The 12,170-nt window shown below is 74.9% G+C and carries 12 protein-coding genes; 1 reads left to right on the top strand and 11 read right to left on the bottom strand.

Going from position 1 to position 12,170, the window contains the following annotated elements; translation table 11 throughout:
- Positions 1-23 precede the first annotated feature (23 nt).
- From CPE01_RS05155 to CPE01_RS05110, 10 genes are all read right to left on the bottom strand, one after another.
- Entirely contained in the window at positions 24-563 is a 540-nt protein-coding gene (locus CPE01_RS05155; protein WP_146805584.1) for an LLM class flavin-dependent oxidoreductase, read from the bottom strand.
- Positions 564-857: 294 nt separating this feature from the next.
- Entirely contained in the window at positions 858-1,853 is a 996-nt protein-coding gene (locus tag CPE01_RS05150; protein ID WP_146805583.1) for a GNAT family N-acetyltransferase, read from the bottom strand.
- Positions 1,854-1,855: 2 nt separating this feature from the next.
- Positions 1,856-2,551 carry a phosphoribosylformylglycinamidine synthase subunit PurQ gene (gene purQ, locus CPE01_RS05145; protein WP_146805582.1) on the bottom strand — a complete coding sequence of 232 codons (696 nt, stop codon included), beginning with the start codon at positions 2,549-2,551 and terminating at the stop codon, positions 1,856-1,858.
- The gene (gene purS / locus CPE01_RS05140) at positions 2,548-2,811 is read right to left on the bottom strand and encodes a phosphoribosylformylglycinamidine synthase subunit PurS (protein ID WP_146805581.1); all 264 of its coding nucleotides are present in this window, start codon (positions 2,809-2,811) and stop codon (positions 2,548-2,550) included. Before purS ends, purQ begins: the two co-directional genes overlap by 4 nt.
- 127 nt (positions 2,812-2,938) lie before the next feature.
- Entirely contained in the window at positions 2,939-4,096 is a 1,158-nt protein-coding gene (locus CPE01_RS05135) for a hypothetical protein (RefSeq protein ID WP_146805580.1), read from the bottom strand.
- Positions 4,096-4,419: a PadR family transcriptional regulator gene (locus tag CPE01_RS05130; protein WP_146805579.1), complete on the bottom strand. Its 324-nt coding sequence runs from the start codon at positions 4,417-4,419 to the stop codon at positions 4,096-4,098. Before CPE01_RS05130 ends, CPE01_RS05135 begins: the two co-directional genes overlap by 1 nt.
- Positions 4,420-4,501: 82 nt before the next feature.
- Entirely contained in the window at positions 4,502-5,974 is a 1,473-nt protein-coding gene (locus CPE01_RS05125; protein ID WP_146805578.1) for an amidohydrolase, read from the bottom strand.
- A gap of 28 nt (positions 5,975-6,002) precedes the next feature.
- Positions 6,003-6,935, bottom strand: coding sequence for a phosphoribosylaminoimidazolesuccinocarboxamide synthase (locus CPE01_RS05120; protein ID WP_146805577.1), 933 nt, complete (start codon positions 6,933-6,935; stop codon positions 6,003-6,005).
- Positions 6,936-7,161: 226 nt separating this feature from the next.
- On the bottom strand, positions 7,162-8,424 hold the full coding sequence (gene purD, locus CPE01_RS05115) for a phosphoribosylamine--glycine ligase (protein WP_146805576.1): 1,263 nt from the start codon (positions 8,422-8,424) through the stop codon (positions 7,162-7,164).
- A gap of 93 nt (positions 8,425-8,517) precedes the next feature.
- The gene (locus CPE01_RS05110) at positions 8,518-9,210 is read right to left on the bottom strand and encodes an ArsR/SmtB family transcription factor (RefSeq protein ID WP_146805575.1); all 693 of its coding nucleotides are present in this window, start codon (positions 9,208-9,210) and stop codon (positions 8,518-8,520) included.
- An 88-nt stretch (positions 9,211-9,298) separates the two neighbouring features.
- Here CPE01_RS05110 and CPE01_RS05105 point away from each other — a divergent pair, with 88 nt between their 5' ends.
- Complete coding sequence (locus CPE01_RS05105) at positions 9,299-10,663, top strand: MFS transporter (protein ID WP_146805574.1); 1,365 nt, start codon at positions 9,299-9,301, stop codon at positions 10,661-10,663.
- Positions 10,664-10,742: 79 nt separating this feature from the next.
- Here CPE01_RS05105 and CPE01_RS05100 read toward each other — a convergent pair whose 3' ends face one another.
- Positions 10,743-12,029 (bottom strand): adenylosuccinate synthase, encoded by a 1,287-nt coding sequence (locus CPE01_RS05100; protein WP_146805573.1) that lies wholly within the window; start codon positions 12,027-12,029, stop codon positions 10,743-10,745.
- Positions 12,030-12,170: the final 141 nt, after the last annotated feature.

Here is a 12,170-nt window from a genome sequence, read left to right as displayed (position 1 = left end):
ACCGCGGCACGGCCGCTGCGGGTTCAGCCGGTGAGGGCTGCGGTGACCTGGGGAGCGAGGCGACGGGAGGCGCCGACCAGGGCGAGCTCGACGGCGTCGACGCCCGTCCGGCGCACCACCTCGTCGACCTCGACCGCGAGCGCGTCCAGCGGCGCGACGATCATCGTCTCGCCCGGCTGCCAGGACAGGTGGCTGAACGCCGCGGCATAGGCCAGGTGCCCACGCCGGCGCTCGGCGTCCGCCTCGTCGGCGGCGACGACGGTCTCGACCTCGAGCACGACGAGCACGTCGTCGCGGTCCCGGCCCACGGCGGCGACCTCGTCGTCGAGCATCCGGACCAGGGCGCGGACGGCGGCGTACGTCGGCAGGCCGGCGCCGTGGCGCAGACGGATCACGTCGGCGCGCGCCGCGGCGAGGGCGATCGTGGTGGGGTCGAGCGTCGAGTCGTCGATGACGAACTCGGGTCCGCGTCGCGGCGCCGGCTCGTCGTGCGGGGCGCGGACGACGGGACGGTCGACGTGGAGCGTGCGGGGAGCGCGGACGTGCGTGAGGGGCTGAGCCACGGGAGGAGTCCTCGGGTCGTGCGGGGTGCGCAGCGAGGGCCGTCGGGCCGCGGGCGCGCGGGGTCGTCAGCTCAGCGACAACACACCCGGACCGAGAACATGCCGGACAGGCTAACCGCCACCCCGACCCGCTGACCACCCCCTGTCCAGAACCACCCCGCACTTCACCCCCGGGACCCGGTCCTGCACCGGCTTCACCGCTCCGCAGCCTGAGCAACCGCTGCCTCACGCGAACGCCCAGCACCGGCCCAGCGGCTGATCCGGCTACCGCACCCGGGGGGGCGGGTCGGGTGGTCAGAGGAGGGGGCGGGTGAGCCAGAGGGAGATGGCGTCGTCCGTGGCGTCCGTGAACGGACGGGTCGGGCGGTAGCCGCTCGAGAGGTAGAGCGCGACGGCCTCGGGCTGGCGGATGCCGACGACGAGGAGCGTGGACGTGCAGCCACGCGTCCGCGCCTCGTCGTGCGCAGTGGTGAGCAGGGCGCGTCCGACCCCCTGGCCACGCGCGTCGTCGGCGACGTAGAGCTTCTTGAGCTCGGCGCTCCCGGCCGGGTAGCCGTCGCGCGGCGCGCGCAGCGTCACGCAGCCGACGGGTGTGCCGTCGAGCCGCGCGACCCAGGTGGCCAGCTCACCGACGACCTGACGTGCGTCGTCCGACGCGAAGCCGAGGTCCGGCTCGTCCCGCACGAGCTCGGGGTAGGTCCGCATGTTCCAGGCCCACATCGCCCGGCGCAGCGCCACCGCGTCCTCGTCGCCCCACGGCCGACGCTCGATCGTGAGCGTGCCTGCCGTCGTGCGGGCGGTCGCCGGGGCCGAGCCGTCGAGGGCCGCGGGCGTGAGGTCCTTGGCGAAGCAGCGCGACGACGGCTCGGCGACGTACTCCGCGTAGTTCGGGATCGAGCGGTAGCCCAGCGAGAGGTACAGGCCGATCGCCTCGGGCTGCAGGACACCGGTCTCGAGAACGAGCCGCTGCCGGCCCTGCTCGCGCGCGAGGCGTTCGAGCTCGAGCATCACGCGCCGGGAGTGCCCGCGTCCGCGCGCCCGGGGGACGGTGTAGAGACGCTTGACCTCGCCCACGCCGGGGCCGAAGTCGGACGACGCGTCGCGCAGCGCGACGCACGCGACGGGTTCGTCGTCCTCGTGCAGGACGACCATCGCGACGATCGACTCGCCGGTCATCTCGTGGCCGATGTCGTCGTCGCCGTACCGCTCGCGCAGCTCGGCCTGCTGCGCGGCGCGCAGCCGTGTCGCGTGCTCGTCGTCCCAGCCGACGTGGGCGAGCGCGACCGCCATCCTCAGCCGACGAGCGCGCTCAGGACGGAGGTGAAGAAGCGCAGACCGTCCGTGCCGGACCGGGGACCCTTGGCGCCGTCGGGTCCGAAGCCCGGCTCGACCGCGTGCTCGGGGTGCGGCATGAGGCCGACGACGTTGCCGCGCGCGTTGCTGATGCCGGCGATGCCGCGGCGCGAGCCGTTCGGGTTCACGTCCTGGTAGCGGAACACGACCCGACCCTCGCCCTCGAGCTCGTCGAGCGTGTGCTCGTCGGCGACGTACTGGCCGTCCTGGTTCTTGAGCGGGATCGTGATGCGCTCGCCCTGCGTGTAGTCGCGCGTCCAGGCCGTGTCGGCGTTCTCGACGGACAGGACCTGCTCACGGCACACGAAGTGCAGGTGGTCGTTCTTGATCATCGAGCCCGGCAGCAGATGCGCCTCGGTGAGGACCTGGAAGCCGTTGCAGATGCCGAGCACCGGCAGGCCGCGGTTCGCGGCGTCGACGATCTCGCTCATGACCGGCGCGAACCGGCTGATCGCACCCGCGCGCAGGTAGTCGCCGTACGAGAAGCCGCCCGGCAGCACCACGGCGTCGACACCGCGCAGGTCCGCGTCGCCGTGCCACAGCGCGACGGGCTCACCGCCCGCGAGACGGACCGCACGGGACGCGTCCCGGTCGTCGAGCGTCCCGGGGAACGTGACGACGCCGATGCGGCTCACGCCGTGACCGCCGTCTCGTCGGCGTAGACCGCGACGACGTCCTCGATGACGGGGTTGGAGAGCACCTGCTCACCCGCGGCACGCGCGGCGTCGAGCGCCTCCTGCGTGACCTCGCCCTCGACCTCGAGCTCGAACCGCTTGCCCTGCCGCACGCTCGCGAACTGGTCGAACCCCAGCCGGCTCAGGGCGGCGGCGACGGCCTTGCCCTGCGGGTCGAGGATCTCGGGCTTCGGCATGACGTCGACGACAACTCGTCCCACGGGTCAGCTCCTGGTTGCGCGGCGGGGGTGTCGCGGCGAGTCTACCGATCCCGGCAGACCTCCCCTCCCACGCGCCCGCGGCTCGGACAGCGCGGGGCGGTGGACCTCGCGGCGGCCACCCTGCGGCTCAGCGCGGGTCCGGCTGCCCCGGCCCGCCGTCCGGTGCCGCCGACCACGGTCCGCCGTCCGGCGCCGCCGACCACGGTCCGGCGACCGCGCAGCCGCGCGGGGCGTCCACGTCCGGCGCGCGGCCGCGCAGCAGGGCGACGACGTCGACGAGCGCGACGGCGTCCGGCCGCGGACCACGCGTCCGCAGCGCCGCCCGGGCGACGGCCAGGACCGGCAGGACGACGAGGCCCCCGGCGGCGACGAGGTACGCGAACGCCGGCGCACTCGTCAGCTCGAGGCCGAGGACGGCCAGCACGGGGAGCACGATCAGGAGCACGACGAGGGCGGCCGTCAGCCCGGATCGGACGACCACGCGGTGGGGCTGCTCGGGCAGGGCAGGCGCGCCCGCGCGCAGGTGCCTCGTGCCGACCCCAGCCAGGACCGCACCGACGAGAGCGGCGACGGCCAGGGCCGCGCCACCGGCCGGGCCGAGTCCACCCGGAGGGACGGCGGTCGCCTCCACGCACGCCTGGCCGCACCCGCGGACGTCGTAGTGCCCCGGGGCGACGAGCACGACCGTCACGGCCGCTGCGGTCGCGACCACCCCACCGACGAGCACCCACGTGAGTGCCGCCCGCGCCGCCAGACGCGGGCGGGGTCCCCAGCCCCAGCCGAGGTCCCACGCCGTGGGCGGCTCGTCGGGCTGGCGGACGAGGTGCTTCGCGCGGTGCCGCGCACCGTGCAGCGAACGCCGGACGAGCACGACCGGCAGCATCACGAGGGCCATCATCGCGAGCGTCGGCACCCGGGTCACGGCTGCGGCCGCGCCGAACGCGACCGCCGACCACATCCACTCACCGAGCGCGCCCAGCACCGTGCTGCGCTCGTCGTGGACCCAGCCGCGGTAGCGGGCCGGGACGCGCGAGTCGAGCATCCGGTAGGCGGCGCGCGTGCGCAGCGGCGGCCCGGTGCGCAGACGCGTCGCGATCCCGCCCCGGACCAGCCCGGCCGCCTCACGCACGGACACCCGCGGACCCGCTCCCGGCGCGGGGTCGCCGGGCTGCGACGCGACGGCCTGGGCCTCGGCGAGGAACTCGGCGACCTCACGCGCTCGCAGCGCGCGCCAGCGCGGCGGGTAGGCGGCGAGGCACCAGGCGAGCGGGATCCCCCGGGTCATCACGCACCGCCCAGCGCGGGTCGCGCGGCCAGGATCCGCCGCGCGCGCGTCGCGAGGGCCCGCAGCCGCTCGGTCTCGGCGGCGACCTGGGTCATCCCGTCGTCGGTCAGGCGGTAGTAGCGCCGCAGGCGGCCGTCGACGACGACCTCGTCGGACATCAGCGCCCACCCGCGCTCGACGAGGCGGTCGAGCACGCCGTAGAGCGTGCCCGCGCCGAGGGTGATGCGTCCGTCGGACAGCACCTTCACCTCGTGCGCGACGGCGTACCCGTGCCGCGGCTGCTCCGCGAGCGCGAGCATCACGAGATAGGTCTGCTCGCTCATCCCCCGTGCCATGCTCGATATATATCGTCTATCGATATATGGCACAAGCCCCTGGGCGGTCCGCACCGGCACGGTCCGGACGTCAGCCCAGGCCGTCCCGGAACGCCCACCGCCCCGCGACCAGCGTCCCCGCCACGCGCACTCCCCTGAGCCCGCCGGGCTCGGCGGCGAGGGCCACCGGGTCGTCGTCCAGCACGACGAGGTCGCCCGGACCACCGACGCGCAGCCCCAGCGGCTCGCCGTCCACCGACGACGCCAGCGCCACCGACGCCGGCAGCGCCTCGTCGCCGTGGAACGGCTGGTCACCCGGCGCGGCCCGGTGCACCGCGGCGTCGATCGCGAGCCACGGGTCGAGCGCCGCCACGGGCGCGTCCGAGCCGAACGCGAGCGCCACCCCGGCGCGGTGCAGCGTGCCGTACGGGAAGGCGCGCGCCGTCCGGCCCGCCCAGTGCCGGGCCGCCACGTCGCGGTCGTCGAGCAGGTGCGCGGGCTGCACGCTCGCGACGACGCCGAGCGCCGCGAACCGCGCCACGTCGTCGGCCGCCACCAGCTGCGCGTGCTCGACCGAGCCGCGTGCGCCGGTCGCGGCGATCGCGTCGAGCGCGAGTCGCACCGCGGCGTCACCGATCGCGTGCACCGCGACGCGCAGACCGTGCCGCGTGGCGTGCGCGAGCAGCGGGACGAGCTCGGCTTCCGGGACGGACAGCACGCCGTGGTGGTCGGTCCCCGGGTACGGCTCGTCGCACCAGGCTGTGCGGGTGTTGAGCGAGCCGTCGACGATCACCTTGAGCGGGCCCTGCACGACGAGCGAGCCCGCCGCCACGGGGTCGGTCGTGCTCAGCTCCTCACGCACGACGCGGTCGAGGTACGGCTGCCACACCCCTGCCCGCACCCGCATCGGCACGGACCCGGCCGCGACCCGCCGCCGCCACACCGCGAGGTTGTCGGCGATCTCCAGGTCGACGACGCCGACGACACCCCGCGCGGCCGCCGCGGTCAGCGCCTCGTCGACGAGCGCGTCGACCGTCGCGTCGGGCAGGTGCTCGACGCGGCCCTGCAGCGGCATCCAGTCGGTCTCGCGCAGCAGGCCGGGCACCGGGCGCGCACCGAGGAACCGCAGGCCCGCGCTCGACACCCACGCGCAGTGCAGGTCACCGGAGACGAGCACCACGGGCACGTCGCCGGCGACGGCGTCGAGGCCGGCCACGGTCGGCTCGTCGGGCCACAGCCCGTCCCGGAAGCCGTGCCCGACGAGCGGTTCGCCCGCGGCCGGCGGTGCGGCGGCCAGCCGGTCGGCGACGAGCGCGAGCACCTGCGCGGCCGACGTCGCCGACGACAGGTCCAGACGACGACGCACCATCGCCCACTGCGTGAGGTGGGTGTGCTGGTCCCACAGGCCGGGGACGACGAACCGGCCCTCGCCGGCGACCTCGGGGACACCTGCCGCACGCGCGAGCCCGGGCGCGACCGCGGCGACGCGACCGCCCCGCACGAGCACGTCGACGGGAGCGTCGTGCCCGACGCGTCGGACCTCGCGGATCAGCACGTCGCTCACGACCGGCCCCGCCCCGCGACCAGCGGCGTCAGAGCGCGAGCGGGACGCCGGTGAGGCGCTCGTACGCCTCGAGGTAGCGCTCGCGCGTCCGGTCGACCACGTCGGCGGGCAGCGGCGGGGGCGGCGTGTCCGACGCCCGCTCCCAGCCCGAGGCGGCCGACGTCAGCCAGTCGCGCACGAACTGCTTGTCGAAGCTCGGCTGCGGGTGGCCGGGCTGCCACTGGTCGGCGGGCCAGAACCGCGACGAGTCCGGCGTGAGCACCTCGTCGCCGAGCGTGATGGCGCCCGTGGCCGGGTCGGTGCCGAACTCCAGCTTGGTGTCCGCGAGGATCACGCCGCGCTCGCGCGCGATCGCCTCGGCGCGCGCGTAGACCGCCAGGGTCAGGCTGCGCAGCGCGGCGGCGTCCTCCTCGCCGACGACCTGCTCGACGACCGAGTACGGCACGTTCTCGTCGTGCTCACCCAGCTCGGCCTTCGTCGCGGGCGTGAAGATCGGCTCGGGCAGGCGCGAGCCGTCGACGAGGCCGGGCGGCAGCGCGATGCCCGTGACCTCGCCGGACGCGCGGTACTCGGCCAGCCCCGACCCGGTGAGGTACCCGCGCGCGACGCACTCGACCGGGAACATCTCCAGGCGCCGGCAGATCATGGCGCGGCCCGAGAGCTGCGCGGGCACGTCCGTCGAGACGACGTGGCTCGGCACGAGGTCCGCAAGCTGCTCGAACCACCACAGCGACAGCTGGGTCAGGACCACGCCCTTGTCGGGGATGCCCGGGCTCAGCACGTGGTCGTACGCGGAGATCCGGTCGCTCGCGACGACGAGCACCACGTCCCCGTGCGCGTCCCGGATCGCCTGGCCGGCGGCAGTCTCGTCGGGCACGTACAGGTCGCGGACCTTGCCCGAGTAGGTGTGGGTCCAGCCGGGGACGGTCGCGGTGGGGGTGCCCGTGGCGTCGAGAGTCACGGCCCTAGTGTGACGGCACGGCTGCGCGAGGTCACGTCGCGCCCGCCGGCCGGACGGCCCGCGCGTGCGACGAGGCCCGCGGGCGCGTCCGACGAGCTCGGCAGTCGTGCGCGAGCTCGTGCATCTGGACTGCCGAGCTCGCGCATCTGTGCCGAGCTCGCGCATCTGTACCCGGCTCGGCGCAGGCGCACCGCCGCACCGAGCCGGCGCCGTCGGAGCGGCGGGGTCAGACCGAGGCGGCCTTGAGCGCGATGTCGGAGCGGTGCTGCGAGCCGTCGAGCGTGATCCGCGCGACGCCCGCGTAGGCCGCCTCGCGCGCCTGCGCGAGGTCCGCGCCGGTCGCCGTCACGGACAGCACGCGGCCGCCCGCGCTGACGACCCGACCCTCGTCGTCCACCGCGGTTCCCGCGTGCAGCACGTGCACGTGCGGGACGGCGTCCGCGTCCCCCAGGCCCTCGATCACGTCGCCGGTCCGCGGCTGCGCCGGGTACCCCTGCGACGCGACGACGACCGTCACGGCGGCCTCGTCGGACCACTCGAGCGGCGGCAGCGCGCCCAGCGCGCCGGTCGCGGCGGCGAGCAGCACCCCCGCGAGCGGCGTGCGCAGCCGCGCGAGCACCACCTGCGTCTCCGGGTCGCCGAACCGCGCGTTGAACTCCACGACGCGCACGCCCTTGCTGGTCAGCGCCAGCCCGCAGTACAGGACGCCGACGAACGGGGTGCCGCGCCGCGCCATCTCGGCCACGGTCGGGCGGGCGACGGTCTCGAGCACCTCCTCGACGAGCCCGGCGGGCGCCCAGGGCAGCGGCGTGTACGCGCCCATGCCGCCCGTGTTGGGGCCCTGGTCGTCGTCGAGCGCGCGCTTGAAGTCCTGCGCGGGGACGAGCGGGACCACGTCCGTGCCGTCCGAGAGGACGAACAGCGAGACCTCGGGGCCGTCGAGGTACTCCTCGACGACGACCGCGCCGCCCTCCTTCGCGAGGCATGCGCGCGCGTGCTCGATCGCGGCCTGGCGGTCGTCGGTCACCACGACACCCTTGCCGGCCGCGAGGCCGTCCTCCTTGACGACGTGCGGTGCCCCGAGCTCGTCGATCGCGGCGACGGCCTGCTCGACGGTCGTCGCGACGCGCGGCTCGGCGGTGGGCACGCCCGCGGCGGCCATGACCTCCTTGGCGAACGCCTTCGACCCCTCGAGCCGGGCGGCCTCGCCGGACGGGCCGAACACCGGGATGCCGGCCGCGCGCACCGCGTCGGCGACGCCCGCGACGAGCGGGGCCTCGGGACCCACCACGACGAGGTCGGCGGTGAGCTCGCGGGCCAGGTCCGCGACCGCCCGGCCGTCGAGCTGGTCGACCGCGTGCAGCGTCGCGAGCGCGCCGATGCCCGGGTTGCCGGGTGCGGCGTGCAGCTCGGTGACGGCCGGGTCGAGCGAGAGGGCCCGGGTGATCGCGTGCTCACGGGCACCGGTTCCGACGACGAGGATCTTCACGGCCGCGAGCGTACCGGGGTGCGCCGGGCGCCCGCGGCGGCGTCCGTCTCCGTCCGGGGTGACGCGGGGACGCCGTGTCACCGACCGCTTCGGTCACCCGTCGGCGGGGAGCGGGAACACGTCGAGGTAGACGCGCACGCGACGACGGACCACGCCGTCGCCCGCATCCTTGCGCGCCTTGGCGGCGTCGGTGTGCCGGTCGAGCACCGCCTGCAGCTCGACCCCGAGCGCCTGTGCCTCCTCGACCGAGAGGCTCGACGTGGACGAGGTGTGCAGCGCGGCGTCGTCCCAGGGCGCGGCGGTGTCGATCGAGTCGAACCACTCCTGCAGCGTCTCGGCGCGCTCGGCGATGACGGCGCGCAGCGTCGTCTCGATCGCGAGCCGCGCCCCGGGTTCCTGGATGTTGCGCCGGTCGAGGCTGAAGCCCACCGGCCGCCACCAGCGCTCGCGCCCGCCGGGAGCGGCGTTCGGGTCGTCCTCGATGATCCCGTGCCGCTCGAGCTGGCGCAGGTGGTAGCTCGTCTGGCCCGTGCTCTCCCCGAGCGCGCGCGCGATCTGGCTCGCGGTGCCGGAGCCGTGGGCCGACAGGTAGCGGTACATCGCGATCCGCAGGGGGTGGGCGAACGCCTTGAGCGCCTCGGCCCCGAGGGGGTTCGGCAGCTCGACCGCCGGGCCGCCAGGACGCGCCTGCTCGGCCGGCGCAGGAGGCACGGACACAGCCGGGATCGGGGGCACGTCGGCGGTACCGGGCGTGCCCGCGTCGTTCTGACCCTTGCGCTCCGTCATATGCAGAGATACCTTTGCATCGCTTCCTTTGCAGAGAGAACTTTGCATCGAACTCTCTGCATCCTTCCACCAGCGTAACGGGGCAGCCATGACGACGAGCACGCACGCGCCGACCACCGAGCCGACCACCGCGACGACCTCGACGGCCACCACGCCGCCGACCCGCACCACGCCCGGCCCGCCGCCCGCCGACGCGACCGAGACCGCGCCGCTCGAGCCGCTCGGCGGCCGGTTCCTGGCGCTGCTCACCTCGACCGGCCTGGCGAACCTCGGCGACGGCGTCGTGCAGATGGGCGCCCCGCTCGTCGCGCTGACGCTCACACGCTCCCCCGGCCAGCTCGCGCTGCTCGCGGCGGCCACGTGGCTGCCGTGGCTCCTGCTCGGCCTCCTCGGCGGCGTCGTGATCGACCGGACCGACCGCCGCACCGCGCAGGTCGTCGCGCTGGGCGTCCGCGGCGCGCTCCTGGCCACCGGCGCCGCGCTCGCGCTCACGGGCCACCTGACGATCCTCACCCTCGTCCTGCTGGTGCTGGGCTACGGCGTGACCGAGGTGTTCGCCGACCTCGCACAGACCGCGCTCGTGCCCGACCTCGTCCCGCGCAGCCGGCTGCAGGCCGCCAACGGACGCGTGCTGGCGACGCAGCAGGTGACCAACACGTTCGTCGGGAGCCCGCTCGCGGGCGGGCTGCTCGCGCTCGGCACCGGCTGGGTGCTCGGCGTCCCCGCGGCGATGGCCGTGATCGCGGTCGTCGTGCTGCTGCGCGGCATCCCCGGCCGTTACCGCGCCGAGCGGTCCACCCCCACCCGCGCGAGCGCCGACGTGCGCGAGGGCGTGCGGTACGTCGTGCACCACCCGGTGCTGCGCCCGTTCGTGCTGGCCGGCGGCGTCATGAACATGGCGAACACCGCGTACATGGCCGTGTTCCTGCTGTGGGCGGTCGGCCCGGGGTCGCAGGTCGGGGTCCGCGCCGAGCACTACGCGCTGCTCGCGACGCTGTTCGCGCTCGGGGCCATCGGCGGTTCGCTGCTGACCGAGCGACTCGTGCGCCGCCTGCCCGAGCTCGGCGTCATGTACGTGTGCTGGGGCGTGATCGCGCCCATGCTGCTCGTGCCGGTGCTCGTGCCGCGGGTCGCGGCGATCGGCGCGGTCATGGTGCTCCTCGGCGCGACCAACACGATCGGCAACACGATCTCGATGTCGCTGCGCCAGCGCGTCGTCCCGCGCGAGCTGCTGGGCCGCACGTCCGGCGCCGGCCGGACCATCGCGTACGGGCTCATGCCGGTGGGTGCGCTGCTCGCGGGCGTGATCGGCGAGCAGGCGGGCATCCGGCCGGTGCTGGTCGGCGCGGCGGTCGTCACCGCGCTGGCCGCCCTCTACCCCGTGTTCACGGTGCGTCGCGCCACGGTCGCCGCGGCCGAGGCGGCCAACCCGGACCTCACGCCCACCGCCTGACCGACCGCCACCCGCCCCGACGACGGACAAGGCCCGGACCCCTCAGCGGGTCCGGGCCTTGTCGACGCCCGTGCCTGGCTCAGTCGAGCAGGTCGTGCTTGATGATCGTCGCCTCACGGCCCGGGCCGACGCCGATCGCGCTGATCCTCGTCCCGGAGACCGACTCCAGGAACTCCAGGTAGCGCTGCGCCGCGACGGGCAGGTCGTCCCACTCGCGCGCGCCCGTGATGTCCTGCGTCCAGCCGTCGAGGTGCTCGTAGACGGGCTTCGCGTGGTGGAAGTCCGTCTGGTCGAGCGGCATCTCGTCGACCCGCTGCCCGTCCACGTCGTACGCGACGCAGACCGGGATCCGGTCGCGGCCGGTGAGCACGTCGAGCTTCGTGAGCACGATGTCGGTGAGCCCGTTGACGCGCGACGCGTAGCGCGAGACCACGGAGTCGTACCAGCCCGTGCGACGCGGCCGCCCGGTCGTCGTGCCGAACTCGCCACCGGTCTGCCGCAGCCACTCGCCGTCGTCGTCCAGCAGCTCGGTCGGGAACGGCCCTTCGCCGACGCGCGTCGTGTACGCCTTCGCGACGCCCACGACGCGGTCGATCCGCGTGGGGCCGATGCCCGAGCCGGTGCACGCACCGCCCGCGGTCGCCGACGACGACGTCACGAACGGGTAGGTGCCGTGGTCGACGTCGAGCATCGTCGCCTGGCCGGCCTCGAAGACGAGCGTCTTGCCCGCGTCGAGCGCGCGGTTGAGCTCGAGCGGCGTGTCCGCGACGAACGGGCGCAGGCGCTCGGCGTAGCGCAGCAGGTCCTCGACCGTCTCCTCGACCGTGATGGCGCGACGGTTGTAGACCTTCACGAGCAGGTGGTTCTTCTGGTCGAGGGCGCCCTCGACCTTCTGCGCCAGGATCTTCTCGTCGAACAGGTCCTGGATGCGGATGCCGACGCGGTTGATCTTGTCCGCGTACGTAGGGCCGATGCCGCGGCCGGTGGTGCCGATGCGGCGCTTGCCGAGGAACCGCTCGGTGACCTTGTCGACCGTGCGGTTGTACGGCGCGATGACGTGCGCGGCCGACGAGACCAGCAGGCGCGAGGTGTCGACGCCGCGCGCCTCGAGCGCGTCGATCTCGGAGAACAGGACCTCGATGTCGATGACGACACCGTTGCCGATGACCGGGACGACGCCGGGCGACAGGATGCCCGACGGCAGCAGGTGCAGCGCGTACTTCTCGCCGCCGACGACGACCGTGTGACCTGCGTTGTTGCCGCCGTTGAACTTGACGACGTAGTCGATGCGCGAGCCGAGCTGGTCGGTCGCCTTGCCCTTGCCCTCGTCGCCCCACTGGACGCCGAGCACCACGACGGCGGGCATCTGATCACCACTCCTACGCTGCCTGACGGGCCGGAGGGGCACGGGGCGGCAGGTACCCGGTACCTCCGAGAGGGTACCCGACGGCCACGAGGCGGTCAGGCCCGGGCCAGGTCGTGAGCACCCCTGACGGACCGTCGGACC

It is taken from the genome of Cellulomonas persica, from assembly GCF_007989825.1.
In the GTDB taxonomy this organism is placed as follows: Bacteria; Actinomycetota; Actinomycetes; order Actinomycetales; family Cellulomonadaceae; genus Cellulomonas; species Cellulomonas persica.
This window is presented reverse-complemented; position numbering and strand designations above follow the sequence as displayed.